General features: G+C 73.0%; 25 protein-coding genes and 1 riboswitch. Of the genes, 13 read left to right on the top strand and 12 right to left on the bottom strand.

What is annotated here, in order from left to right; genetic code table 11:
* Position 1 precedes the first annotated feature (1 nt).
* Entirely contained in the window at positions 2–1282 is a 1281-nt protein-coding gene (locus ACZ7LV_RS20155) for an adenosylmethionine--8-amino-7-oxononanoate transaminase (RefSeq protein WP_471940949.1), read from the bottom strand.
* Positions 1275–2495, bottom strand: coding sequence for a biotin synthase BioB (bioB, locus tag ACZ7LV_RS20150; RefSeq protein ID WP_471940947.1), 1221 nt, complete (start codon positions 2493–2495; stop codon positions 1275–1277). Before bioB ends, ACZ7LV_RS20155 begins: the two co-directional genes overlap by 8 nt.
* 153 nt (positions 2496–2648) lie before the next feature.
* On the opposite strand from bioB, the gene ACZ7LV_RS20145 reads away from it, so the two are divergent.
* Positions 2649–3776, top strand: a complete 1128-nt coding sequence (locus ACZ7LV_RS20145; RefSeq protein WP_471940945.1) for an 8-amino-7-oxononanoate synthase — start codon at positions 2649–2651, stop codon at positions 3774–3776.
* Between the two features lie 61 nt (positions 3777–3837).
* On the opposite strand, the gene ACZ7LV_RS20140 is transcribed toward ACZ7LV_RS20145, so the two are convergent.
* Positions 3838–4059, bottom strand: coding sequence for a DUF397 domain-containing protein (locus ACZ7LV_RS20140; protein ID WP_401671923.1), 222 nt, complete (start codon positions 4057–4059; stop codon positions 3838–3840).
* Between the two features lie 9 nt (positions 4060–4068).
* Positions 4069–4929, bottom strand: a complete 861-nt coding sequence (locus tag ACZ7LV_RS20135; RefSeq protein WP_471940943.1) for a helix-turn-helix domain-containing protein — start codon at positions 4927–4929, stop codon at positions 4069–4071.
* A 212-nt stretch (positions 4930–5141) separates the two neighbouring features.
* On the opposite strand from ACZ7LV_RS20135, the gene ACZ7LV_RS20130 reads away from it, so the two are divergent.
* Positions 5142–5591, top strand: a complete 450-nt coding sequence (locus tag ACZ7LV_RS20130) for an ATP-binding protein (protein ID WP_471940941.1) — start codon at positions 5142–5144, stop codon at positions 5589–5591.
* Between the two features lie 705 nt (positions 5592–6296).
* On the opposite strand, the gene ACZ7LV_RS20125 is transcribed toward ACZ7LV_RS20130, so the two are convergent.
* Together ACZ7LV_RS20125 and ACZ7LV_RS20120 are read right to left on the bottom strand one after the other, a co-directional pair.
* Positions 6297–6770 carry a C40 family peptidase gene (locus ACZ7LV_RS20125; RefSeq protein ID WP_471940940.1) on the bottom strand — a complete coding sequence of 158 codons (474 nt, stop codon included), beginning with the start codon at positions 6768–6770 and terminating at the stop codon, positions 6297–6299.
* A 3-nt stretch (positions 6771–6773) separates the two neighbouring features.
* A riboswitch (cyclic di-AMP (ydaO/yuaA leader) is annotated at positions 6774–6963 on the bottom strand.
* A 587-nt stretch (positions 6964–7550) separates the two neighbouring features.
* Positions 7551–8558: an ABC transporter permease gene (locus ACZ7LV_RS20120; protein WP_471940938.1), complete on the bottom strand. Its 1008-nt coding sequence runs from the start codon at positions 8556–8558 to the stop codon at positions 7551–7553.
* 116 nt (positions 8559–8674) lie between these two features.
* Between ACZ7LV_RS20120 and ACZ7LV_RS20115 the strand changes: the two genes are divergently transcribed.
* The 8 genes from ACZ7LV_RS20115 (at position 8675) to ACZ7LV_RS20080 (ending at position 16038) form a co-directional block, all read left to right on the top strand.
* The gene (locus tag ACZ7LV_RS20115) at positions 8675–9322 is read left to right on the top strand and encodes a TetR/AcrR family transcriptional regulator (RefSeq protein ID WP_471940936.1); all 648 of its coding nucleotides are present in this window, start codon (positions 8675–8677) and stop codon (positions 9320–9322) included.
* 113 nt (positions 9323–9435) lie between these two features.
* Complete coding sequence (locus tag ACZ7LV_RS20110) at positions 9436–9738, top strand: urease subunit gamma (RefSeq protein WP_471940935.1); 303 nt, start codon at positions 9436–9438, stop codon at positions 9736–9738.
* Between the two features lie 10 nt (positions 9739–9748).
* Positions 9749–10060: an urease subunit beta gene (locus tag ACZ7LV_RS20105; protein WP_171108764.1), complete on the top strand. Its 312-nt coding sequence runs from the start codon at positions 9749–9751 to the stop codon at positions 10058–10060.
* Positions 10053–11774 (top strand): urease subunit alpha, encoded by a 1722-nt coding sequence (locus tag ACZ7LV_RS20100; protein WP_471940933.1) that lies wholly within the window; start codon positions 10053–10055, stop codon positions 11772–11774. Before ACZ7LV_RS20105 ends, ACZ7LV_RS20100 begins: the two co-directional genes overlap by 8 nt.
* A 14-nt stretch (positions 11775–11788) precedes the next feature.
* Positions 11789–12463 carry an urease accessory protein UreF gene (locus ACZ7LV_RS20095; protein ID WP_471940932.1) on the top strand — a complete coding sequence of 225 codons (675 nt, stop codon included), beginning with the start codon at positions 11789–11791 and terminating at the stop codon, positions 12461–12463.
* Positions 12464–12854: 391 nt separating this feature from the next.
* Complete coding sequence (gene ureG, locus ACZ7LV_RS20090) at positions 12855–13532, top strand: urease accessory protein UreG (protein ID WP_471940930.1); 678 nt, start codon at positions 12855–12857, stop codon at positions 13530–13532.
* On the top strand, positions 13520–14293 hold the full coding sequence (locus tag ACZ7LV_RS20085; protein ID WP_471940928.1) for an urease accessory protein UreD: 774 nt from the start codon (positions 13520–13522) through the stop codon (positions 14291–14293). Before ureG ends, ACZ7LV_RS20085 begins: the two co-directional genes overlap by 13 nt.
* 128 nt (positions 14294–14421) lie before the next feature.
* Complete coding sequence (locus ACZ7LV_RS20080; RefSeq protein ID WP_471940927.1) at positions 14422–16038, top strand: alpha/beta hydrolase; 1617 nt, start codon at positions 14422–14424, stop codon at positions 16036–16038.
* Between the two features lie 7 nt (positions 16039–16045).
* Here the strand turns inward: ACZ7LV_RS20080 and ACZ7LV_RS20075 are convergent, their stop codons facing one another.
* From ACZ7LV_RS20075 to ACZ7LV_RS20060, 4 genes are all read right to left on the bottom strand, one after another.
* Positions 16046–17110, bottom strand: coding sequence for an NAD-dependent epimerase/dehydratase family protein (locus ACZ7LV_RS20075; protein ID WP_471940925.1), 1065 nt, complete (start codon positions 17108–17110; stop codon positions 16046–16048).
* Positions 17111–17191: 81 nt separating this feature from the next.
* Entirely contained in the window at positions 17192–17917 is a 726-nt protein-coding gene (locus ACZ7LV_RS20070) for a lysophospholipid acyltransferase family protein (protein ID WP_471940923.1), read from the bottom strand.
* Between the two features lie 143 nt (positions 17918–18060).
* The gene (locus tag ACZ7LV_RS20065) at positions 18061–18522 is read right to left on the bottom strand and encodes a hypothetical protein (protein WP_471940921.1); all 462 of its coding nucleotides are present in this window, start codon (positions 18520–18522) and stop codon (positions 18061–18063) included.
* Complete coding sequence (locus ACZ7LV_RS20060) at positions 18500–19264, bottom strand: ATP-binding protein (protein WP_471940919.1); 765 nt, start codon at positions 19262–19264, stop codon at positions 18500–18502. The genes ACZ7LV_RS20065 and ACZ7LV_RS20060 overlap by 23 nt, the downstream gene beginning before the upstream one ends.
* 306 nt (positions 19265–19570) lie before the next feature.
* Here ACZ7LV_RS20060 and ACZ7LV_RS20055 point away from each other — a divergent pair, with 306 nt between their 5' ends.
* The 3 genes from ACZ7LV_RS20055 (at position 19571) to ACZ7LV_RS20045 (ending at position 21624) form a co-directional block, all read left to right on the top strand.
* Positions 19571–20446: a helix-turn-helix domain-containing protein gene (locus tag ACZ7LV_RS20055; RefSeq protein WP_471940917.1), complete on the top strand. Its 876-nt coding sequence runs from the start codon at positions 19571–19573 to the stop codon at positions 20444–20446.
* Between the two features lie 34 nt (positions 20447–20480).
* Positions 20481–20693 (top strand): DUF397 domain-containing protein, encoded by a 213-nt coding sequence (locus ACZ7LV_RS20050; protein ID WP_471940994.1) that lies wholly within the window; start codon positions 20481–20483, stop codon positions 20691–20693.
* Positions 20694–20808: 115 nt separating this feature from the next.
* Complete coding sequence (locus ACZ7LV_RS20045; RefSeq protein ID WP_471940916.1) at positions 20809–21624, top strand: SAM-dependent methyltransferase; 816 nt, start codon at positions 20809–20811, stop codon at positions 21622–21624.
* Between the two features lie 69 nt (positions 21625–21693).
* Here ACZ7LV_RS20045 and ACZ7LV_RS20040 read toward each other — a convergent pair whose 3' ends face one another.
* Both ACZ7LV_RS20040 and ACZ7LV_RS20035 read right to left on the bottom strand, forming a co-directional pair.
* Positions 21694–22917 (bottom strand): PP2C family protein-serine/threonine phosphatase, encoded by a 1224-nt coding sequence (locus ACZ7LV_RS20040; protein ID WP_471940914.1) that lies wholly within the window; start codon positions 22915–22917, stop codon positions 21694–21696.
* A 64-nt stretch (positions 22918–22981) separates the two neighbouring features.
* Positions 22982–25480: a SpoIIE family protein phosphatase gene (locus tag ACZ7LV_RS20035; RefSeq protein WP_471940912.1), complete on the bottom strand. Its 2499-nt coding sequence runs from the start codon at positions 25478–25480 to the stop codon at positions 22982–22984.
* Between the last annotated feature and the right edge of the window lie 143 nt (positions 25481–25623).

The raw sequence follows: 25623 nt of genomic DNA, 5'->3' as shown, positions 1-25623 counted from the left end.
GTCATCCCTCCCGCGCGGCCGCGCACACCGCGCGCCCGATCCGTGCCAGGTCCGTGTCGTCCGTGACGTACGGCGGCATCGTGTAGACGAGGTCGCGGAACGGCCGCAGCCACACGCCCTCGCGCACGGCGGCGCGCGTCGCCGCCGTCATGTCCACCTCGTGGTCGAGCTGGACGACGCCTATGGCACCGAGGACCCGCACCTCACGCACCCCGGGAAGGTCCGCGGCCGGTGCCAGGCCCTCCCGCAGCCCCGCCTCGATCCGCTTGACCTCACCGCGCCAGTCCTGACCGCGCAGCAGTTCGATCGAGGCGCAGGCCACGGCGGCCGCCAGCGGATTGCCCATGAACGTCGGCCCGTGTGCCAGCACCGGCACCTCGCCCCGCGAGATGCCGTCGGCCACCCGCGCCGTGCACAGCGTCGCCGCCATGGTCAGGTAACCGCCGGTCAGCGCCTTGCCCACGCACATCACGTCCGGCGTCCCGCCCGCGTGCTCCGCCGCGAACAGCGCGCCCGTCCGGCCGAAGCCGGTCGCGATCTCGTCGAAGACCAGGAGCACGTCGTGCGCGTCGCACGCCTCGCGCAGCACGCGCAGGTACGCGGGGGAGTGGAACCGCATCCCGCCCGCGCCCTGCACCACCGGTTCGACGACGACGGCGGCGAGTTCACCCGCGTGCCGCTCGATCGCCGCGCGCAGCCGCTCCGCGTACGACTCCTCGTACTCGGCCGGAGGCGGGTCGGCGAAGACCTGGCGCGGCAGCACGCCGGTCCACAGCTCGTGCATCCCCCCGTCGGGGTCGCAGACCGACATCGGCTGCCAGGTGTCGCCGTGGTAGCCGCCCCGCCAGGTGAACAGGCGGTGCTTCTCCGGCCGGCCGAGCGAACGCCAGTACTGCAGGCACATCTTGACCGCGACCTCGACCGACACCGACCCGGAGTCGGCGAGGAACACATGCTCCAGACCGTCAGGAGACATGTCGACAAGGAGCTTCGCCAGCCGTACGGCGGGCTCGTGCGTGAGCCCGCCGAACATCACGTGACTCATCCGCGACAACTGTTCGCGGGCGGCCTCGTTCAGCACCGGGTGGTTGTAGCCGTGGATCGCCGACCACCAGGACGACATCCCGTCGATCAGCTCGCCCGAGCCGTCCGCGAGCCGCAGCCGGACCCCGCTCGCCGACTCCACGACGAGCGGTTCCTGCCGGCCGGGCATGGGGCCGTACGGATGCCAGACGTGCCGCCGGTCGAGGTCCAGCAGCTCCGGCACGGACAGGTCAGGCATTGGGCGCGAGGTCCGTTCCGGCACCCCGGCGGCGTACCGCGACCAGGTCCGTACGCGGCTCGGCCGCCTGCGCGGCAGGTGCCGACCCGCAGACCCCGGCGCCCTCGTGGGACCCGCAGCCGCCGCCCTCGTGGGACCCGCACCCGGCGTCCCCGTGGGACCCGCGGCCCTCGACCTGCCCGCTCTCCCGCGACCCGCAGCCACCGCCCACCCGGTGCTCCGGCAGCGTCACCTGATCGGCGCCCTCCACCTCGAACCCGGCGTCGGCGATCATCTCCAGGTCGGCCTTGCCCGCCTGGCCCTCGCTGGTGAGGTAGTCGCCCAGGAAGACCGAGTTGGCCAGGTGCAGGGCGAGGGGCTGCATGGTGCGCAGATGGACCTCGCGGCCGCCCGCGATGCGCACCTCGGCGTCCGGGCACACGAAGCGCACCATCGCGAGGATCCGCAGACAGCGCTGCGGGGTGAGGTTCCACTCCTTGGCGAGCGGGGTGCCCTCGAACGGGATCAGGAAGTTGACGGGCACCGAGTCGGGGTCCAGCTCGCGCAGCGAGAAGACGACGTCGACCAGGTCCTCGTCCGACTCACCCATCCCCGCGATCAGACCGGAGCAGGCCGACAGGCCCGCCGCGTGCGCCTTCTGCACGGTGTCGACACGGTCGGCGTAGGTGTGGGTGGTCGTGATGTCCGCGTACGTTCCCTCGGACGTGTTCAGGTTGTGGTTGTAGGCGTCGGCACCCGCCTCGCGCAGCCGCTCCGCCTGCCCGTCGGAGAGCAGACCGAGGCAGGCGCACACCTCGACGCCCTCGTTCTGCTCCTTGATCGTCCTGATCGTCTCGGAGACCCGGTCGACGTCCCGGTCGGTCGGCCCGCGCCCGCTGGCCACCAGGCAGACCCGTTTGGCCCCGCCCGCGAGCCCCGCGGCGGCGGCCTCGGACGCCTCACCGGGCTTCAGCCAGGTGTACTTGAGGATCCCGGCCTTGGAGCCGAGCCGTTGGGAGCAGTACGAGCAGTCCTCCGGGCACAGGCCCGACTTGAGGTTGACCAGGTAGTTGAGTTTCACCCTTCGGCCGAACCAGTGGCGGCGCACCTTGCCGGCCGCGGCCACCACATCGAGCAGGTCGTCGTCGGAAGTGGCGAGGACGGCCAGCGCTTCCTCGCGTGTCGGCGTCTCGCGCCGAAGCCCCTTGTCCACCAGCGTGTTCAGCAGGTCCATGAAGGTGATCCTGTCCTAACGCACCGCTTCCGGCCAAGAGGAGACTTCGCACAACCCCGCGTGTTCGACGTGTGGGTATTGCCACACCCTGCGCCCCGATGGGTACCGCTAGTGTCTGTTCACTGCCTACAAAAACACCGGAGGACGGACCCCATGGCGTTCGGCTGGATCGACGAGCAGGCACAGCTGCGCCGGGGCGCCGGACTCGTACGGACCCTGCGGCCGCGCCCGGCGGACTCGCCGCTGCTGGACCTGGCGAGCAACGACTACCTGGGTCTGGCCCGGCACCCCGAGGTCGTCGAGGGCGCCGCGCGGGCGGCGCGGACGTGGGGCGGCGGGGCGACCGGCTCGCGCCTGGTCACGGGCACCACCGCGCTGCACACGGAACTGGAGGGGGAGCTGGCCGCGTTCTGCGGCTTCGAGGCGGCGCTCGTCTTCTCCTCCGGCTATGCCGCCAACCTCGCCGCGGTCACCGCGCTGGCGCCGCACGGCTCACTGATCGTCTCCGACGCGGGCAACCACGCCTCGCTCATCGACGGCTGCCGGTTGGCCCGGGGCACCACACAGGTGGTGGCGCACGCCGACCCGCAGGCGGTGCGCAAGGCGCTGCGCACCCACGACGGACCGGCGGTCGCCGTGTCCGACACGGTCTTCTCGGTGGACGGGGACGAGGCTCCCCTGGCCGACCTGGCGCAGGCGTGCCGGGAGAGCGGCGCGGGGCTGGTCGTGGACGACGCGCACGGCCTCGGGGTGCTCGGCGACGGCGGCCGCGGCGCGCCCCACGCGGCGGGGCTCGCGGGCGCGGACGACGTGGTCGTCACGGTCACGCTGTCGAAGTCGCTGGGCAGTCAGGGCGGCGCGGTGCTCGGCCCGGCACGGGTGATCGACCATCTGGTCAACGCGGCCCGGACGTTCATCTTCGACACGGGACTGGCTCCCGCCGCCGCGGGCGCGGCGCTCGCGGCACTGCGGCTGCTGCGCGGCGAGCCGGAGCGCGCGGCGCGGGCGCGTGCGGTGGCCGGCGAACTGCACGCCCGGCTGACGGCGCTGGGCCTGGAGGCGGTACGGCCGGACGCGGCGGTCGTCTCGGTGCGCGCGCCGTCCCCGGAGAGTGCCGTGCGCTGGGCGGCCGACTGCCGTGCCGAGGGGCTCGCCGTGGGCTGCTTCCGACCTCCCTCCGTGCCCGACGGCATCTCCCGGCTGCGGCTGACGGCCCGCGCGGACCTCTCCGGGGACCAGATCGAACGCGCTGTACGAGTCATCGGCGACACGCGACCATGAGTCGGCGAACCACGGCCGTGCGTCACGCTGTTCGGAATCGATCAGGGATGATCCGACCTGATCAGAGGTGAGCCGTGAATCCCGCCCAGCTCTCGGGGGAGAAGAGCAGCGCGGGTCCGGCAGGGTCCTTCGAGTCACGTACGGCGAGCAGGCCGGCCCATGGGCCCAGGTCCGGCCGGGCTGTCTCGACGCAGTTGTTGGCGCCGGTGCTGTAGCTGCTGCGCAGCCAGTGCACACCGAGCAGTCGCGTGCTGGAGGGTACGTTCCGAGGCAGTGCGGTCATGGTGCCTCCTTACGCGCCGTCACCTATCCCGGCGATGTAGTCCAACGATTCCTCGGGTGAAAGGGCGTGGAACTGAAGGGCGTTGAAGGCCTCCGTGTAGGCCTCTACGTCTTCTTTCCTTTCGAGGTAGAGGCTACTCGTCAAGTGGTCGAGAACCACAACATCCAGATCAGAAGTGCTCGAAAATGAGAAGATAACGAAAGGCCCGGTGATGCCGATGTGCGCCCCAGCGGCGAAGGGCAGCACCTGGAGCCGCACCTGGGGCAGGCGGGCGGCCTCCACCAGCCGCTCCAGCTGGCGCGCCATCACCTCCGGGCCGCCGACCTCCCGGCGCAGCACGGCCTCGTCGAGCACCGCGTTCAGCGCCAGCGGGGGCTGCGAACGCAGCACGTCCTGCCTGGCCAGGCGTACCTCCACCAGGGCGTCCAAGCGGTCCTCGGCCAGGCCCTCCACCGCGGCGCGGGTCACGGCGCGGGCGTACTCGGGGGTCTGGAGCAGTCCCGGGACGACGGAGGTCTCCAGGGTGCGCATGGCGCCGGCCTGCGACTCCAGGCTGATGAAGTCGCGGTACGTGGGCGGCAGCACCCCCTTGTAGGCGTGCCACCAGTGGTCGCGGCCCTGGCCGCCGCCGGAGCCCGCCAACGCCAGAAGGAGATCCCTGAGTTGGGCGTCGTCCACCCCGTAGGCATCCAGGAGTAACCGCACATCGGCCGGTTTCACGCCGCTCGCGCCGGTCTCGATCCGGCTCACTTTCGACTGATGCCATCCCACCAACCGCGCCGCCTCACCGCTCGTGAGGCCCGCGCGGCCTCGCAGTGTGCGCAATTCGGCGCCCAGTTTCCGGCGGCGCACCGCGGGACCGTGCTGCATGGGCTACTCCTTACTCCTTCCGAGCCGCCCAAATACGCTCTGCCGTCGCAGAGTTCACCGCTTCGAGCGACAGATATATGCATATCTTGGTGGATCGCCACCGCTACCGGTCTTTGAGTGGCAGTCTGGCGAAGAAGCACCAGTCCGGGACCGTACTCGAACCATCCGCTCCGTGTCGGGCCGCGGTCCCGTGGGAAAGGGACGACGTCGCCATGGCAGACCATCTGGAAGCATCCGTCACTCTGCCGAGCGATCCCGCCTCGGTCTCCACCGCCCGCACCTACGTCGTCAGCACCCTGGCGGAATGGGGTCTGCGACCGGAGACCGAGGAGGCCGACACGATCAGGCTCATCATCTCCGAACTCGCCACCAACGCCGTCCAGCACACCCTCGGTCAGTCGCCCACCTTCACGGTCGCGATGCGGCTCGACCGCGACGAGCAGCTCCGCATCGGAGTGACCGACAGTCACCCGCGCTTCCCCAAGAGACTTCCGGCCGCCGTCCAGCAGGACAACGGCCGCGGCATGGTCATCATCCGCTGGCTCGCCGCGGAATGCGGCGGCCGCCTCAGAGTCCGTCCGACCCGTGAGGGCGGCAAGACGGTGTCGATCGAACTCCCCTGGACGGTCCCGGCCCGCCTGGGGGGCGGGCAGGAGCCGTAGCCCGTCCGGGGCAGGGGCGCGGGGATCCGGCGAGGAGCGGCGCCGGGTGCTCCTGGGGGTCGCTTCTGGGTACCCGCGCCGCGCGCCGGGCACGGACCCGGCGGCGCGGAGGGGCAGGTTCTCAGAGTCCGTCCGACCCGTGAGGGCGGCAAGACGGTGTCGATCGAACTCCCCTGGACGGTCCCGGCCCGCCTGGGTGGCGGGCAGGAGCCGTAGCCCGTCCGGGGGCAGAGGCGCGGGGATCCGGCGAGGAGCGGCGCCGGGTGCTCCTGGGGGTCGCTTCTGGGTACCCGCGCCGGGCGCCGGACCCGGCGGCACGGAGGGGCACGTTGTGGCGTCACGGCGGTCTCGGGGGGCCGGAGCCGGGCGTGACTGCCGGGGTCGGGCGGGGCAGTCCGACCGGCCGGGGCGTCCGGGCGCGGACCCTCGTCGTCAGGGCGGCCCCTCGGCGCCCCCCGGTGCGAGCCCGCGCCGTCCTGGGCCCCTGCGCCCGTCCGACGGCACCCACGGGCCCAGCCGGGGCTCCGAGGGGCCTCACGGGGCCCCTGTGCCGAAGAGCCGCCGGCGGGCCGCCCGTGCCCCGGAGGGCGTCACGGGCGGCCCGCGGGTCGTTCTCGGCGCGACCCCGCCGACGAGTCGCGTCGAGCCCGTGTCACGGGCGGGGCGGCGGCGTCCCCTCCGGGCGCCGCCACCGCCACCCGGGGGTCACTTGACCCGGCCGTACCAGACGCTCTTGGTCCAGATCTTCTGGAGCCGCACCACGTCCCCGGTCTTCGGGGCGTGCCAGATCTTCCCCTTCCCGGCGTAGATCCCCACGTGGTAGACGTTCGACCCGGAGTGGAAGAACACGAGGTCGCCGGCCTTGCGGCTCTTGGCCCCGATGTGGCGGGTCTTGTTGTACTGCTGGGCTGCCGTGCGGGGCAGCTTCTTGCCCGCCTTCTTGAACGAGTACAGGGTCAGCCCGGAGCAGTCGAACCTGCGCGGCCCGGTGGCGCCCCACCTGTAGGGGGAGCCCTTCTTCGAGGCGGCGATCTGGAGTGCCTTCGTCGCCGTCGTGGCGGCCGCGGCCTCGGAGGCGAAGCCCGGAGCCACTACGGAGCCGCCCACCGCGGCAAGGGTGAGGGCCGAGGCCGTACCGGCACGGGCCATCAGCGACGGGACACGATTGAGCGCGGTCATGCGCAACCCTTCGTCAGCCGCCTGTGAAGGATGACCTGTCGGATTCGGGCTGGCGAAGTAGCCCGGCCGCGTTGCCACGGCTTCACCCCAAGGGACGCTCGGAGATTGCGCTCCGGCGACCCGTCGTGCTTGGGTCCTCCACTCCTGCCGATCCACTCCTGTCGACCGGTCATCCGGGCGGCGGCAGGACTCGGCGTCCGCCCGGACCGCCCCGCCGCGGCGGCGGGGGCTTGTCGTCAGTCAGGGATCTTGACTCACGGAAGTCCGAAAATCCCAACGCAATCAGGGATTTGTGGCGTTACTCACCACTCACCCGTTCGGGTGGACATCCCCCTGTTCGACCCGGTGTCAAGGGCGCCACGCCACCCCGGACCAGCGGCGGAAGGCCTCATCACGCCCCGAGGCAGGTCGCGTTGCGCAACCGCAAGGGCACCGAAAAAGGAGGGGAAGGTCATCCGGACGGCGGTAGCCCTTTTGGTCCGTTTCAACTCCCGCCCGCACGAACCGTCATGACACCCGGTGACCCGGGACGGCGGCGGGCGGATCAGTCCTGCCCGCAGCTGTCGGAGCGCGGTGCGACGGCGTCGGCGCGCACCGGTGGCGCTCCACGACGATCTCCGCGCACCGGCGTCCGGGCGGGCGCGCGGTCCACGACTCGGGTCGCCGTCCCGCGCCGGGCCGATTCACGCGGTCCGGCTGACCGGCCGTCACCCGATCGGCCGGGACGCGAAGAGGCCGTGCGCCCCGTCCGCTACAGCGGGGCGCACGGCCGGTCCGTGGTCAGAGCGCCGGCGCGGGCTCCCGCTCGGCCACGACCTCGCGCGCCGCCCCGGTACGGGACTTCAGCGCGCTGCCCAGCAGCACCGCGCCGAGCCCGATCGCGGCCCACCAGGTGAGGGTGAGCGCCGGGCCGAGGGCGGCCGCGCCGTCGAAGTACGACACCGAGCGCAGCAGCGTCGTCCCCGCGCCCGGCGGCAGCCACTGGCCGATCGTCCCGGCCGGCTCGGGCAGCATCTGCGGCGCCGACGCCGCCCCCGAGAGCGGGTTGCCGAACAGCATCAGCGTGCCGCCGGCGACGGCGATCCCGGCGCGGCCCACCAGAGCGGCGAGCCCCGCGACGGCGCCGCTCACCGCCAGCGTGGACAGCCCGAGGACGGCGGCCTCGGCCCACCAGTTCCCGGTGAGGACCCCCAGCCAGCTGTGCGCGATCGCGGCAGCGCCGACGCCGACCAGCGCGGACGCGCCCACCAGCGCGGTCACCGCCCGGATCCCGCGCAGCCCCCGCACGGAGACGGCCGCGCCCGCCGCGATCCCGCCCAGCGCCAGCGGCAGCACGCTCGCGGCCAGTGCGGCGCCCCGCGGGTCGGTCTCGGGGGCGGCCACCACGTCCACCGTCCGCGGCGGGGTGCCGTCGGCGGACATCGCCTGCTGGAGCAGTTGCGCGACCACCGGGCCGGCGGCCGAAGCGGTCAGCAGCTCGGGGCCCTGGGCGGTGACGACGACGGCGCCGTACACCGTCCGGTCCCCGACGGCCTCGCGGGCGGCGGCCTCGTCGGCGTACCGGTGGACCTCGAAGGCGCCCGGATGCCGTGCCAGCTGCCGCTCGACCTGCGCGGTGGCGGTGGCCGGACCCGCGACACCGAGCGGCAGGTCGTGCGGCGCGGTCCGGGCGGCCGGCCAGGCGAAGGCCCACAGCGCGAGCGCCGCCACGAGCGGGACGAGGACGACGACCGCGACGACGTGCCGGGCGCCGGGACGGGTGGGCTGCGTGCCGGTTGGCGTGGACATGGAGTTCCCCCTCGGGTGGACGCCTCAAAAAGAAGGATCGTTCGTTTTTGGTGGCACCACCGTGTGCCGCGGTGCGTGCTCTTGTCAAGAAAGAATGTTCGTTCTACATTCGGGGCATGGCCCGTGTATCCCAGGAACACCTCGACGCCCGCCGCCGGCAGATCCTCGACGGCGCCGCCGTCTGCTTCGCCCGCAACGGCTTCCACGCCACGTCGATGCAGGACGTGCTCAAAGAGGTGAACCTCTCCGCGGGCGCCGTCTACCGCTACTTCAGCGGCAAGGAGGAGCTGATCGCGGCGATCGTCGCCGAGGTGCTCGGCTCGGTCCACGCGGCCTTCGAGGAGGCGGCGCGCCAGAGCCCGCCCCCACCGCCGGACGAACTCGTCGCGGCGGTCCTGGGCCGGACGCTCGCCGCCCGGGAGAACCTCACCGTGGACGGCCTGCCCGCCTTTCCACGGCTGGTCATCCAGGTGTGGGCGGAGACCCTGCGCAACGAGGACCTGAGGGCCGTCCTGGGCGAGGGGTACGCCTCGGTGCGCGCGGCCTGGGCGCGGATCGTCGAGAGCTACCAGAGCGCCGGCATGATGTCGCGGGACGCCGAACCGGACCGCGTGGCCCGCACGATGATCGCCGCCGTGATCGGCTTCCTCGCGCAGCAGTCCCTCTTCGGGCCCGCCCCGGTCGAGGTCCTCCGCGACGGACTGCGCGCGCTGATGGGCATGCGGGACCAGCCAGCCGCGTCCCAGGGGTCACAGTTCGGTTAACGCGCCCGAAACGCACGCCAACTAGCGTGCCCCTCCACGCCGTCGGGGAGTTCGGCCGGTGGCGGCGGGCAACCGGGCCCCGCACGGCCCGGAGCGAGGATGTGAGGTGGCACGTGCAACTGACCCCGCACGAGAAGGAGAGGCTGCTGATCCACGTCGCGGCGGACGTGGCCGAGAAGCGTCGGGCCCGCGGGCTGAGACTGAACCACCCCGAGGCCGTCGCCCTCATCACCTCGCACATCCTCGAAGGCGCACGCGACGGCCGCACGGTCGCCGAACTCATGGCCTCCGGACGGGAACTGCTCACGCGGGACGACGTCATGGACGGCATCCCCGAGATGATCCACGACGTGCAGGTCGAGGCGACCTTCCCGGACGGCACCAAACTCGTCACCGTCCACGCCCCGATCGTGTGAGGCGGCCGCGATGATCCCCGGAGAGATCCTCTTCGCCGACGGCCCGATCGCCTACAACCAGGGCCGCGAGGTCACCCGCCTCACCGTGCTCAACGCGGCCGACCGGCCCGTCCAGGTCGGCTCCCACTACCACTTCGCCGAGGCCAACCCCGGCCTGGAGTTCGACCGCGCCGCGGCGCGCGGCAAGCGGCTCAACGTCGCCGCGGGCACCGCCGTGCGCTTCGAGCCGGGCATCCCCGTCGACGTCGAACTCGTCCCGCTCGCCGGTGCCCGCGTGGTGCCCGGCCTGCGCGGGGAGACCGGAGGTGCCCTCGATGCCTGAGATCTCGCGCGCCGCCTACGCCGACCTGTTCGGCCCGACGACCGGTGACCGCATCCGGCTCGCCGACACGGATCTGCTGATCGAGATCGAGGAGGACCGCAGCGGCGGGCCCGGACGCGCCGGTGACGAGGCGGTGTTCGGCGGCGGCAAGGTCATCCGCGAGTCCATGGGGCAGTCGCGTGCCACGCGCGCGGACGGCACGCCCGACACCGTCGTCACGGGCGCCGTGATCGTCGACCACTGGGGGATCGTCAAGGCCGACGTCGGCATCCGCGACGGCCGGATCACCGGGATCGGCAAGGCCGGCAACCCCGACACCATGGACGGGGTGCATCCGGCGCTGGTCGTCGGACCGGAGACCGAGATCGTCGCGGGCAACGGGCGGATCCTCACCGCCGGGGCCATCGACGCCCATGTGCACTTCATCTGCCCGCAGATCGCCGACGAGGCGCTGGCCTCGGGCGTCACGACCCTCGTCGGCGGCGGCACCGGACCCGCCGAGGGCTCCAAGGCGACCACCGTCACGCCCGGCCCCTGGCACCTGGCCCGGATGCTGGAGGCGATGGAGCAGTACCCGCTCAACATCGGCTTCCTCGGCAAGGGCAACACCGTCTCGCACGAGGCGATGCTCTCCCAGATCCGTGGCGGCGCCCTCGGGCTGAAGCTGCACGAGGACTGGGGCTCCACCCCGGCCGTCATCGACGCCTCGCTGACCGTCGCCGCACGCACCGGCATCCAGGTCGCCATCCACACCGACACCCTGAACGAGGCAGGCTTCGTCGGCGACACCCTGGCCGCGATCGCCGGGCGCGGCATCCACGCCTACCACACGGAGGGTGCGGGGGGCGGGCACGCGCCGGACATCATGAGCGTGGTCTCCGAGCCGTACGTGCTGCCGAGTTCGACGAACCCGACGCGGCCGTTCACCGTCAACACCGCCGAGGAGCACCTCGACATGCTGATGGTGTGCCACCACCTCAACCCGGCGGTGCCCGAGGACCTGGCCTTCGCCGAGTCCCGGATCCGGCCGTCCACCATCGGGGCGGAGGACATACTGCACGACCTGGGCGCGATCTCGATCATCTCCTCGGACGCGCAGGCCATGGGCCGGGTCGGCGAGGTCGTCCTGCGGACCTGGCAGACCGCGCACGTGATGAAACGACGGCGCGGCGCGCTGCCCGGCGACGGACGGGCGGACAACCGCCGGGTACGTCGCTATGTCGCCAAATACACGATCAACCCGGCGTTGGCGCAGGGCCTCGCGCGCGAAGTCGGCTCCGTGGAGACCGGGAAGCTCGCCGATCTCGTGCTCTGGGAACCGGCTTTCTTCGGCGTCAAGCCGCTCCTCGTCCTCAAGGGCGGGCAGATCGCGTACGCGCAGATGGGCGACGCCAACGCGTCGATCCCGACACCGCAGCCCGTCCTGCCCCGGCCGATGTACGGGGCGATCGGTCGGGCGCCGGCCGCCAACTCCCTGAACTTCGTGGCGCCGCTCGCCGTCGAGGACGGGCTGCCTGAGCGGCTCGGGCTCGGCAAGCGGTTCGCCGCCATCGACTCGACGCGCGGGGTGACCAAGGCCGACATGCGGGAGAACGACGCCCGGCCGGAGGTGCGCATCGACCCCGACAGCTTCGCCGTGCGCATCGACGGGGAGCTGGTCGAGGCGGAACCGGCCGCCGAACTGCCCATGGCCCAGCGGTACTTCCTCTTCTGAGACGAGGCGCGCAGATGTCACGTGCGGCACTTCTGATGCTGGCCGACGGCCGCTTCCCCGCCGGGGGACACGCGCACTCCGGCGGGGCCGAGGCCGCGGTGCGGGCGGGGCGCGTCACGGGCGCCGCCGGCCTGGAGGACTTCTGCCGGGGCCGGCTGCACACGACGGGACTGGTGTCCGCCGCCCTCGCCGCGTCGGCGGCGCTCGGCGTCGACCCGGTCGAGCTGGACGCGGCGGCGGACGCGCGGACGCCGTCCCCCGCGCTGCGGCGCGCGGCGCGCAGGCTGGGGCGGCAGCTGCTGCGGGCCGCGCGGGCGACCTGGCCGTCCGGGGAGCTGGACGCCCTGGCGCGGGCGTTCCCCAAGGGGGCGCATCAGCCGGTGGTGCTGGGACTCGTGGCGCGGGCGGCCGGGCTCGGGGCGGCCGACGCGGCCTACTGCGCGGCGTACGACTGCGTGAGCGGGCCGGCCGGTGCGACGGTGCGGCTGCTGAGCCTGGACCCGTTCGAGGCGACCGGGGTGCTGGCCCGGCTGGCACCCGAGGTGGACCGGGTCGCCGTCCGGGCGGCCGAGGTGGCGCGGGAGGTCGCCGAGGAGGGGGCCGACGTACTGCCCGCGGCGTCGGCACCGCTGCTGGAGATCGGGGCGGAGGCACATGCGGCGTGGAGCGCCCGACTGTTCGCCTCATGAGCCCCCACCCCCCGCCTCCGGCCCCCCGCCCGAGGCTTCGTCCCCTGCCCCAGCCCGCCCCGTGCCGGGAGCGTTCGGCCGAGGGGCTTGGCCTGGTGTCCCGGCCTGCCCCTGCCGGGGGTTCGCGTCCGGTCCAGGGGCTCGCCCCTGCCCACGGGCCATCCTCCGGCCTCAAGGGCTACGCCTGTGCCCCCAGGCTTCGCCGCCCGCCCTACGCTTCGCTGTCCCCGGCCCAGACTTCGCCCCGGCCCCAGCGGCTTCGTCTCCGCCCCACCTCGCCTCCGTGCCCAGGGGCTTCGCCCCGGCCCCCTGGGCCTTTTGCCGCCCATGGGGCTTCGCCCCCGTCCGTCGTTCCGCCTCCGGGGCTTTCGCCCCGATAGGAGCCGTTGCCATGCATCATGACCACGTCCCTCACGGCCCCGCCGCCCTCAGCGCCGACGCTCGTCGGCCCGACGGGCGGCGGCGGGCCTTGCGGATCGGGCTCGGTGGGCCCGTCGGGTCCGGGAAGACCGCGACCGTCGCCGCGCTGTGCCGGGCGCTGCGGGACGAACTCTCCCTCGCGGTCGTCACGAACGACATCTACACCCGCGAGGACGCCGAGTTCCTGCTCCGGGAGGCCGTACTGCCGCCGGAACGGATCACCGCCGTGGAGACGGGAGCCTGCCCGCACACCGCGATCCGGGACGACATCTCCGCCAACCTAGAGGCGGTCGAGGACCTGGAGGACGAGGTCGGGCCGCTGGACCTGATCCTGGTCGAGTCCGGCGGGGACAACCTCACCGCCACCTTTTCCAAGGGTCTCGTCGACGCACAGGTCTTCGTCATCGACGTGGCCGGCGGCGACGACGTCCCGCGCAAGGGCGGCCCGGGCGTCACCACCGCCGACCTGCTCGTCGTCAACAAGACCGACCTCGCCCCGTACGTCGGCTCCGACCTGGCCCGGATGGCCGCCGACGCCAAGGCCCAGCGCGCCGAACTGCCCGTCGTGTTCCAGTCGCTGCGCGACGACCGTGGGGTGCGGGACGTGGCCGCGTGGGTGCGCGGGCGGCTCGCCGCGTGGACGGTGTGAGCGCGACGGCCACCGGCGTACGCGCCACCGCCCGGATCGTCGCCCGCGCCGACGGACGCGGCGGTACGGCGCTGCCGGTACTGGCGGGCGAGGGCCCACTGGCACTGCGCCGGACGCGGGGGAGTGCGGACGAGGCCCGGGTGATGCTGGTCGGCGCGATGAGCGGCCCCCTCGGTGGCGACCACTTCACGGTCGAGGCCGGCGTGGAGGAGGGGGCCCGGCTGTACGTCGGGTCCGCCGCCGCCACCTGCGCGCTGCCGGGGCAGGCCAAGGGCGAGGCCCGCTACGACGTCCGCCTGACCGTGGCGGACGGCGGAGAACTGCGCTGGCTGCCGGAGCAGTTGATCTCCGCGCGCGAGAGCGACCTGCACGTGCGCACCCGGGCCGATCTGGGCCCGGCGGCCCGTCTCGTCCTGCGTGAGGAGCAGGTGCTCGGCCGGGCGGGTGAGGAACCGGGCCGGCTCGTCAGCCGTCTGTCGGTGCGGATCGCCGGGCGGACCGTCCTCGACCAGGAGCTGTCCTGCGGTCCGGGCGCGCCGGGCGGCTGGGACGGCCCGGCCGGACTCGGCGGGGCCCGTGCCGTCGGGCAACTGGTCGTTGTGCGACCGGAGTTCGCGGAGCGACCGGTGCAGGCCCGGGTCGTGGGCGAGGGCACCGCCGTGCTGCCGCTCGCCGGACCGGCCGCCCTGGTGACCGCGGTCGCGCCGGACGCGCTGCGCCTGCGACGTACGCTGGACGGGATGCTGGCCACGTTCGGATAACGATCCGGCCAGCGAACTTGCCTCTCCGGTTATCGGATTGGCAAAGAAGGGCGACGGCCCCTTTCTCGGCGACCTCACAGCGGACAGGATCACCCGTACTCATCGAAACGGTGTACGGGAGGCCCCACTTGAGGGACATCAGACCGAAGAGGCGGACAGCGGCCGTGGGTTCGGCCGGACTGCTCGTCGCAGCGACGCTCATAGCCGGCGCGGTGGCCGCGCCCACCGCCACCGCGAGCGCCGGCGACGGCGCCGAACGCGCCCGCCACGGTCAGGGCCAGGAGTCCTGGGGGGTCGCGGTCGCCGCCGCCCGCGCCGCCCGGGCCGGCGTCGACTGGAAGGACTGCCCCGCCGACTGGGGCCTGGAGAAGCCGATCCAGTGCGGCTGGGTCACCGTGCCGCTCGACTACGCCAAGCCCTACGGCAAGCAGATCAAGCTCGCCGTGGACCGCATCGGCAACACCGGCGGCGAGCAGGAGCGCCTCGGCGCCCTCGTCTACAACCCGGGCGGCCCCGGCGGCTCCGGACTGCGGTTCCCGCGCCGGGTCACCACGAACAACGCCGTCTGGGCCAAGGTGGCCAAGGCCTACGACTTCGTGGGCTTCGACCCGCGCGGAGTCGGCAAGTCGGCGCCGATCTCCTGCGTCGACCCCCAGGAGTTCGTCAAGGCGCCGAAGCTCGACCCGGTGCCCGGCTCCGAGGCCGACAAGCGCGCCCAGCGCAAGCTGGCCCGCGAGTACGCCGAGGGCTGCCAGGAGCGCAGTGGCGCCATGCTGCCGCACATGACGACGCCGAACACCGCACGCGACCTGGACGTCGTCCGCGCCGCGCTCGGCGAGAAGCGGCTCAACTTCCTCGGCGTCTCGTACGGCACCTACCTCGGCGCGGTCTACGGCACGCTCTTCCCGCGCCACGTCGGCCGCATGGTCGTGGACAGCGTGGTCAACCCGTCGCGGGAGAAGATCTGGTACCAGGCCAACCTGGACCAGGACGTGGCCTTCGAGACGCGCTGGAAGGACTGGCAGGACTGGGTCGCGAAGAACGACGCCGCCTTCCACCTGGGCGACACCCGCGCCGAGGTGCAGGACAAGTGGCTCCAGCTGCGTGCCACCGCGAAGAAGAACCCCCTCGGCGGCGTGGTCGGCCCGGCCGAGCTGATCTCCTTCTTCCAGAGCGCCCCGTACTACGACTCCTCGTGGGTGCCGGTCGCCACCGTCTTCAGCCAGTATGTCGCCGGTGACACCCAGGCCCTCGTCGACGCCGCGGCCCCGGACCTGTCCGACACCGTGGGCAACGCCGACGCGGAGAACGGCAACGCCGTCTACACCGCCGTCGAGTGCGCGGACGCCAAGTGGCCCACCAGCTGGCAGCGGTGGGACCGCGACAACACCCGGCTGCACCGTGACCACCCGTTCATGACCTGGGCCAACGCCTGGATGAACCTGCCGTGCGCCACCTGGCCCGCCCAGCAGAACACCCCGCTGGACGTGCGGACGGGCAAGGGTCTGCCCCCGGTCCTGATCGTGCAGTCGGAGCGCGACGCGGCCACGCCGTACGAAGGCGCCCTCGAACTGCACCAGCGGTTCAAGGGCTCCCGGCTGATCACCGAGAAGGGCGCGGGCTCGCACGGCGTCACCAGCCTGGTCAACTCCTGCGTCAACGACCGGGTCGACGCCTATCTGCTCACCGGCGAGCTGGACGCCAAGGACGTGACGTGCGCCCCGCACGCCACGCCCAAGCCGTAAGGTCCGCTCACACGCTGCCAGGGGCGGCCGGCGGACCTGCCGGCCGCCCCTCGCGGAACCAGGCGTCCTCGGCGGCGTAGTCGAAGAGATCGCCGTACGCCTGGAACATCTTCGGGTACGCCTTCTTCCAGTCCCGCCCGGACAGTCGGCGCTCGATCCACTCGACGGTCTCCGGCAGCGTCTCGGCGTAGCGCACCACCGGCCGGTACCCCAGCTCCCGTTCCGCCGCCGCCATGTCGCACACCACGGGCACCGGGACCGACCACGGACTGTCGCCGACCGAGGGGGCGGGCGGCGGGCCCTCGACCAGGACGGTCTCCGTCTCGACGCCCATCACCGCGTCGATCGCGGTGGCGATCTCCCGCACCGGCGGCGCCTGATCGTCGCAGGCGTTCAGGGCGCGCGAGCCGGGACGGGCGGCCGCGAGGCGGATCAGCTCGGCGAGCGTGTGGACACTCACCGGATGGAAGCGGCTCCGGCCGCCGTACGCGAGGACGCGGCGGGTGCGGCCGTCCAGGTTGCGCTTGACGAAGTAGAGCTCGCGGGGCGTGCGGCAGTGCGGGCCGTGCACCGCCCCGGCGCGCAGCAGCGTGGTGGGCAACCGGTCGCCGGCCGCCAGCAGTTCCTGTTCGAGGGCCACCTTGCGGGTGCTGTACGAGGAGTCGCCGGGCGCCACCGTGCCCAGGCTCTCGGGCAGGGGCACCGGGTACTCGGGGAAGCCGTCCGGTTCGGCCTGGGTGTCGAAGCCGCGGCCCTTGTCGTCCTGGTACACCGACACGCTGGAGATCACCACCGCCGAGCCGATCCGCCCGGCCAGGTCCGTGAGCTGCCGGGCGTGCTCGCGCCCGAAGGCGACGACGTCGACCACGAGGTCGCAGCCGTCGCCGATCAGCGCGGCCAGCGCCGCGTCGTCGCTCCGGTCCAGCCGTTCCGCGCGCACCTCCGCGGGCCAGGTCTCGTCCCGTCCGCCGCCCCGGGACGCGGCCGTCACCTCCCAGCCGTCCCGTGCGAGGGCACGCACCGCCGGGCGCCCGATCTGGCCTGTCGCTCCGATCACCACAGCACGTCTCATGGGGGCGACCGTAGGCCGCGCCGACCGGGCGGGCCAGGGATTTCGGCTCAGAGCAGAGGAGCCCGGCCGGCACGGCTCGGGTCAGCGCAGCGGCGTACGCCGGAACCTGCGCTCCCGCTGCTCCGGCTTCTGCGAGGCCTCCGCCTTGACGACGGCCGCGTACCGGTCGACGTACTCCTGCTCGGACAGCGTCAGGATGGCGTACATGATCTCGTCCGTGATGGCCCGCAGGACGGCCTTCTCGTTCTCCATGCCGGCGTAGCGGGAGAAGTCGAGGGGCTCGCCGAAGCGGATCACGACGGGGTGGAGGCGGGGGACGACCTTGCCCGGCGGCTGGGCCTCGAAGGTGCCGATCATCGCGCACGGGATCACCGGGACCCCGGCCTTGAGGGCCATCACCGCGACCCCGACCTTGCCCTTGTAGAGGCGGCCGTCGTGGGAGCGGGTGCCCTCCGGGTAGATGCCGAGCAGTTCGTCCTTGCTCAGCACCCCGAGGCCCTCGCGGATCGCCGCCTGGCCGGCGTCCTTACCGGAGCGGTCGACCGGGATCTGCCCGGCGCTGCGGAAGAACGCCGCCGTCAGCCGGCCCTTGATGCCGGGACCGGTGAAGTACTCCGCCTTCGCCAGGAAGGTGATGCGGCGCTTGAGGATCGCCGGCATCAGGAAGTGGTCCGAGAAGGAGAGATGGTTGCCCGCGACGATCGCCGCACCCGAGGCCGGCACATGCTCCAGCCCTTCGATCCGGGGCCGGAAGACCAGTCTGAGCAACGGCCCGAGAAGGACGTATTTGAGCAGGTAGTAGAACAACGGGTGGCTCCTCACTCCGTCGGTTCGGCGCCCCGCAGTGTTCTCGCAGGTCAACCAGCACGTCGTGAGGTGTCAGTGTAGGCGCGGGCGGGAGGGTGGGAAACCGGTACGGCGCCGGGGGAGTGCGCCGTACCGGTGGCTCTTCATTCGGTTGCGCCGAGCGACCAGCGCGGACTGCTGCCGGTGAGGCGGCAGGTGAGGAAGTACAGCGGTATCGGAGGCGTGTACGGCGAGCCGTCCGTGGGGGAGTGCAGCAGGCGCGGGTGGCTCGGGCCAGGCCTTGGACGGGTGGCCGTCCAGGACGGATCGCCCATCCGGGCGCCGATCGCGTACGTCGTGCTGGGCGGCCAGGTGATCCCGATGTGCGATCCGGACGGGACGATCCACCACCAGTGCCGGTCGTCGGCGAAGACGCAGCCGACGCGGGGGAGCGCGTCCAGGATCGTCTCGCCGTGTTCCGGCGAGGTGCCCACGGCGTCGTAGCCGAGGCTCGTGGGCAGCTGCGGCGGGATCGGCAGGCGGAGCCCGTCGCCCCGGGCGGGGGCGGGACGGAGCGTCGTGGCGGAGCGGCAGGGGTGGGGGTCACGGCTGTGCGGTCGGAACATGGGGGACTGATCCTTCGGCCGAGTGGGGGACGGGCCGGGCGGGGGGTGTCGCGGGGGTGGGCGGGACGGGCGGGGAGGGGGTCGTCGTCAGGTCGGCCCAGACGACGCGTCCCGTGCGGTTCGGGGCGGGTCCGACGCCCCAGTCGTCGCAGACCGCCTCGACCAGGACGAGCCCGCGGCCGTTCTGGTCGTCGGGGCAGGCTTGGCGGGACGCCGGGAGCGTGGAGCCGAGGTTCTGGTCCTCGACCTCGACGCGGAGTCGGCGTCCGACCAGGTGCAGTCGGCACACGATCCGCTCGCTGCCCGAGTGCGTCACCGCGTTGGTGACCAGCTCGGAGGTGACCAAGACAGCGTTGTCAACGTCGTCGGCGTGGATGTGCCACGACGTCAGCGTCCGGCGCACGGCGCGCCGGGCCGCACCGGCCGATTCCGGGGTCGCCGGCAGGACGAACGTGTGGGCCCGGTGCGCGGGCAGATCCCCGGAGGCGAGGCGGTCGGGGCCTTGCGGCCCGGGGAGTCGACCGGCGAACTCGCCTCCGGGTGACTGCGGGGCGCGCGTCGCCCTCGACGGCGCCCGGAGCGGGTGCTCCGGGCCGGGCAGTGCGTCGAGGGGATCGGCGCCGGCCAGGCGGAAGGCCTGTCGCGCGGTGGCGGCGCGGTCGGGGAGGTCATGCCCGGGCAGGTGGTCCACCGGGTGGGGGAGGGAGGGCGGAGCCATCGCCGTACGCCTTTCGTCTGCCATGTGCGTCATCGCCGTACAGCTGTCGGGTCGGCCGGATGCGCGTGGTGGAGACGGAGGTGCAATACGCGCCGCATGTCGGTGAGTTGTGGAACGGCCTCCCCCAACTGGGCCGTTACACCGCACCGTTCGGTGTGCCGTGGACAGTGGGTCCACTGTGGCACCCGCCGACAACTGCTCGCAAGCCACAAGTTGAAATTTGCAATTGGCCAGGTGCATGCTGCTCTCGCCAGGAAATGATCGAATGGCATTCCGTTACTGACCGCGTGAGACGGTGGCCCTGGAGCCGACGGCATGAGGGGGTAGGGCGTGACCGCGGAAACCGACTGGGGCGGCGCTCCCTCCGTGCTGCGCATGATCCTCGGCAGACAGCTGGAGGAGCTGCGGACCCGGGCCGGCCTCACGTTCGAGCAGGCGGGTGCCGCGATCGGCGTCAGCCACTCCACGATCCGCCGGATGGAGGCCGCCAAGGTGGCCCGGCTCCGGCTCCCGGACGCCGAGAAGCTGCTCCAGGTCTACGGAGTGACGGACCAGCAGGAGATCGACACCTTCCTGAAGTCGGTGCGCGAGGCCAACAAGCGCGGCTGGTGGCACACCTACCGGGACGTGCTGCCGGACTGGTTCGCCGCCTATCTGAGCCTGGAACAGGCGGCGTTGCAGATCCGTGCCTACGAGAACCAGTTCGTGCACGGTCTGCTGCAGACGGAGGGCTACGCCCGTGCCCTGCTCGGCGCCGGCAACCCGCACGCCCCGGCCGAGGCGACCGAACGCCGGGTCGCACTGCGGATGCGCCGCCAGGAGCTGCTGACCCGCCCGGCGCCGCCGCGGCTGTGGGTCGTGATGGACGAGACCGTGCTGCGCTGGCCGGTCGGCGGCGCGGACGTGATGCGCGCACAGGTCGACCATCTGATCGAGGTGAACCGGCTGCCGCACGTGACCCTGCAGATCATGCGGTTCGCGAACGGCCCGCACCCCGCGATGCGGGCCGGTGCCTTCCACCTCTTCCGGTTCCGGGCGCGCGAGCTGCCCGACATCGTCTATCTCAACGGCCTGGTGGGCGCCGTCTACCTGGACAAGAGCGACGACGTCGTGGTGTACCGCGAGGCCCTGGACCGGCTGGGCGCCCAGGCGGCGCCCGCCGGCAAGACCGAGGCCCAACTCGGCGCTATTCGCAAGGAGCTCTGACGTGCACCACCCCACACGCCCCGTACACAACGGCATGCCCGCCCCCGCACTGGGCGCCCAGGGCTGGTCCAAGCCGTGGAGCGACGACGCCGGAGGCGCCTGCGTGGAGGTGCTGAAGCTCGACGACGGGCGGGTCGCCGTCCGCCAGTCCACCGACCCGGAAGGGCCCGCGCTGGTCTTCACACCCCTGGAGGTCACGACCTTCCTGACGGGTGTGAAGTCGGGTGAGGCCGACTTCCTGCTCTGATCGTCCTCCTGTTCGACCACGCTCTCCTAACCTGTTCTCCGGGCTCCTCGCCCCCGTCGGTAGCTGAGCGAGCGTTCCCCTCACCCCCCCCCGAACCCGAATGGGAGACACGGCGTTGCCTGACAACGGATGGCCGGCCGACCGCATCGACACCGAGAACGCGCACTCCGCGCGGATCTACGACTACATCCTGGGCGGCAAGGACTACTACCCCGCGGACAAGGAGGCGGGCGACGCCATGTCCCGGGAGTGGCCCGCCCTGCCCATCCACATGCGGGCCAACCGCGACTGGATGAACCGCGCCGTGCGCTGGCTCGCCGAGGAGGCGGGCGTACGCCAGTTCCTCGACGTCGGCACCGGCATACCGACCTCGCCGAACCTGCACGAGATCGCCCAGGCGGTGGCGCCCGAGTCACGGGTCGTCTACGTCGACAACGACCCCATCGTCCTCACCCTCTCCCAGGGGCTGCTGGCCAGCTCCCCCGAGGGGCGGACCGCGTACATCGAGGCCGACTTCCGCGAGCCGGGCAGCATCGTCGACGCCGCCGAACTGCGCGAGACCCTCGACCTCACGCGGCCGGTGGCGCTCACTGTGATCGCGATCGTCCACTTCATCCTGGACGAGGACGACGCGGTCGGCATCGTGCGCCGCCTGCTGGAGCCGCTGCCCTCGGGCAGCTACCTCGCGATGTCCATCGGCACGGCCGAGTTCGCGCCCGAGGAGGTGGGCCGCGTCGCCCGCGAGTACGCCGCCCGCAACATGCCGATGCGGCTGCGCACCATCGACGAGGCCCACGAGTTCTTCGACGGCCTGGAACTCGTCGAGCCCGGCATCGTCCAGGTCCACAAGTGGCGCCCGGACGGCATGGGCGAGGAGGGCATCCGCGACGAGGACATCGCCATGTACGGGGCGGTGGCGCGCAAGCCGTAGGACGAACGCCCTGCGGGGGCCGGGACGCACCGCGTGCCGGCCCCCGCACCGCGTCCCGGCTCCCGGCGGTCAGAGCCTGACGACGATCAGCACGGTGTCGTCGCCGGCGCCCTCTGGAGGCAGCAACTCGTGCAGCACGGCGTCCGCGAGGACCTCGGGCTCGGCCTCCCGGTGCCGCACGAGCGACTCGGCGAGGCGGGCCACCCCCTTGTCGATGTCCTCTCGGCGCCGCTCCACCAGCCCGTCGGTGTACAGGGCGAGCGTGGCGCCGGGCGTGAACCCGGTGCCGGCCTGCGGGCGCGGCCGCGGGTCGGGATGGGCGTCCAGCGGAGGATCGGTGGCCCGGTCCAGGAACTCGACGCGACCGTCGGGCTGGACCAGCACCGGCGGCAGGTGACCGGCGCTGCTGTAGGTGATGGTCCGCAGGTCGCAGTCGATGAACGTCGTCACCGCCGTGGCCGACTCGGCCCCGTCCACGACGTGCGCGAACCGCCCCAGCACGTCGAGCGCCTGGGCCGGGCCCGCCGCCACCCGGGAGGCCGCGGTCAGCGCGCTGCGCAGCTGGCCCATGACGCAGGCGGCCCCGAGGCCGTGACCCACCACGTCGCCGACCGAGACCGCGATGCGGCTGCCGCCGACCAGGTCGACCAGGTCGTACCAGTCCCCGCACACGTGCAGCGCGCCGACCGCCGGCCGGTAGCGTACGGCCGTCTGGTGCAGCCCCACCTCACGGCGGGCGGGCAGCATGGCCTTCTGGAGCGCCAGCGCCACCTCACGTTCGCGCTCGTGCGCGTCACGCAGCCGGTCGTTGAGCTCCTGGAGCTCACGGGCCCGGGTGTACAGCTCCGCCTCCAGCACCCGCGCCCTGCTCCCGCCGGGACCCCCGCGGGCCGCGATCAGCTCGGTGACCTCCTCGACCCGGTGCACCAGCAGCTCGACCGCCCCGTCCGGGCCGACGACCGGCTCGTTGACGGGGCTCCAGTACCGCACCTCCCACTGCCCCGGCCGACCCTCCACGTCGTACCGCTGCAGCGCCATGGTGTCCCGCTCGCCGGTGGCCAGCACCCGGCGCAGCGAGGCCTCCAGATTGCGCATGCCGGTCGCCTCGGGGTCGCCGGGGTTGTCGGGGAAGACGTGGAAGAGATAGCGGCCCACGACGTCCTCGCGGCGGCGCCCCGACAACCGCAGGAACTCCTCGTTGGCGTCGGCGAACACCAGATCGGGCGTCAGCAGGGCGACCATGCCGGGCAGTGCCCGGAAGACCGCCCCGTAGTCGATCGCCCCGTCGTTCATGGCTCCCGCCTCACCACGGTGTTCCCCTCATTTTGCCCGCGGAGGCGGCGAAGGGCCTGCCGCGTCAGTCCGGGAGGCCGGACAGCGGCTGCTCCGCCCAGATGACCTTGCCGTCGGGGACGAACCGGGTGCCCCACCGCTGGGTGAGCTGTGAGACCAGCAGCAGCCCCCGTCCGCCCTCGTCCGTGGTGCGCGGATGGCGCAGATGCGGTGCGGTGGCGCCGCTGTCGAACACCTCGCAGACCAGCGTGGCCGCCCGGATCAGCCGTAGCCGGATGGGGCCGACGGCGTGCCGGATGACGTTGGTGACAAGCTCGCTCACCACCAATTCGGTGGTGAAGGCCAGCTCGTCCAGACCCCACGCCGACAGCTGCCGGCAGGCCGCCTTGCGGGCGTCGGAGACGACGGCCGGGTCGACGGGCAGCTCCCAGGTCGCCACCTGCTCCGAACTGAGCAGCCGGGTGCGTGCCAGCAGCAGGGCCACGTCGTCGTGCGGGCGCGCGGGCACCAGCGCGTCCACCACGGCACGGCAGCGTCCCTCCAGGGACGGCGCGGTCCGCTCCAGCGCGCCGCGCAGCCGGTCCCGGCCCACGTCGATCGCCCACGCCTCGTCGTCGCCGGCCAGCAGCCCGTCCGTGTGGAGCACCAGCGTGCTGCCCCCGGCCAGCGTCACCTCCACCGACTCGAACGGCGGTCCGCCCACGCCGAGGGCGGGACCCTGCGGCAGCTCCAGGAAGACCACCTTGCCGTCGGCCCCGATGACCGCCGGTGCCGGGTGCCCGGCGGCGGCCATGGTGCACCGGCCGTCGACCGGGTCGTAGACGACGTACAGGCAGCCGGATCCGACGGACTCGGGGCCCCCGGGCGCGTCGTCCTGCGTCCCGCCCTGACGGTTGTCGATCCCGCCCGCGTCGGGCACGACTCCCTCCTCGGGCGTGCCCATCGCCACCAGGTCGTCGAGGTGTCCGAGCACCTCCTCCGGGGACAGGTCCAGCGCCGCGAGGGTGCGCACGGCGGTCCGCAGGCGTCCCATCGCGGCGGCGGCGTTGATGCCGTGCCCGGAGACCTCGCCGACCACGAGGGCGACCCGCGCCCCCGACAGCGGGATCACGTCGTACCAGTCGCCGCCGACGCCGGCCAACTCGTCGGCGGGCCGGTAGCAGGCCGTCACCTCCACGGCCTCCTGCTCGGGCAGCCGGTGCGGCAGCAGGCTGCGCTGCAGCACCAGGGCCGCGTCCCGCTCCCGGGTGTAGCGGCGGGCGTTGTCGACGCAGACGGCCGCCCGGGAGACGAGGTCCTCGGCCAGGCTCAGATCGCCCTCGTCGAAGGGCTCGTGCCGGCGGCGCCGGAAGAAGGTGGTGACCCCGAGAGTGACGCCCCGTGCGCGGATGGGCACGGTCATCGCGCTGTGCAGGCCCAGCTCCAGGAAGATCGACCGCCGGGTGCCGGGCGCGTCCGTGGCCCACTCCTCGGCGAGCGGGTCGAGCCGCGCCCCGAGCCAGGGCATGCCCGTCGTCAGCGAGCGGACCGGCGGTGACCCCGCCAGGTACGCCGCGACCTCGCCGATGCCGACGAGGGCCTCGGTGACGCGCCGGTCCAGCGAGCGCTGGCCCGCCCGGCGCAGCTGCGCCTGCTCGGTGTCGCGCGGGTGGCCGGGTTCCGGTTCCCCGCCGCGCAGCACCGACTCCAGCAGGTCCACGGTCACGAAGTCGGCGAGGTCGGGCACCGCCACGTCGGCCAGCTCCTGCGCGGTCAGCGTGATGTCCAGCGTGCGGCCGATGCGCTCACCGGCCCGGTCCAGCAGGGCGAGACGCTGACGGTCGCGGTGCCGGTCGGAGATGTCGAGGACCGTGTAGTAGACGCCCATCGGATGGCCCTGGCCGTCGTCGAGCCGGGTGAACGACATCATGTGCGCGGTCTCACGGAACGGGGCGGACCGTACGTGGCCGACGAGCTCGTAGCCGGAGACCGACTCGCCGGTCGTCAGCACGTGCCGCATCTGCGCCTCGATCGCCTCGGTGTCCAGGCCCGGCTGGATGTCCGCCAGCCGCAGACCCAGCCGCCGGCTCGGCGGACCGCCGCCGAACTGGGAGAGGGCGATGTTCGACCAGACGTAGCGCAGGTCGGTGTCGACGATCGCTATGCCGACGGGGGAGCGGGACACCATCTGTTCCAGCATGTTGCGGCTCATGTCCCAGCCCGGGGCCTCGGCCAACTCCGACATCAGCACCAGCCAGCGGGAGGGGCCCTGGGTCTCCAGGGCCGGGGTGACCCGGACCATGACGCGGACGGACGAGCCGTCCTCGCGCCGGGCGGTCAGCAGGCCCGTCCAGCCGCCGTCCCTGCGGCACCGCTCGACCAGGCCCGGCACGCGCGACGCGTCCTGGGCGGCGAGCAGCTCGGCGACGCCGCGGCCGACGGCCTCGCCGGGCGTGTACCCGAGCAGGCGCTGGGCGTCCCTGGTCCAGCTCGTCACGACGCCGTGGGCGTCGAGCAGCACGGGAGCGGCGTCCGCCACGTCGAACGGCCGACGCTCGACGTCGCGCTCCTCGAATGTGCCCACCGGTTGACCTCTCTGTCGCTGAGAGTGGTCTACCACCTCTTGCCCCCATCTTCACCCCTGTGAGGGCGGGGCTGCCGCGTGGGGCGGCCGCCCGTCCAGTGAGCGGACGGGCGGCGGGTGCGCGGGCGGCCGGGTGGCAGCGG

This window comes from Streptomyces sp. NPDC107562, from assembly GCF_055657325.1.
The sequence above is the reverse complement of the archived record's forward strand: the minus strand, read 5'-3'. Positions and strand labels throughout refer to the sequence as shown.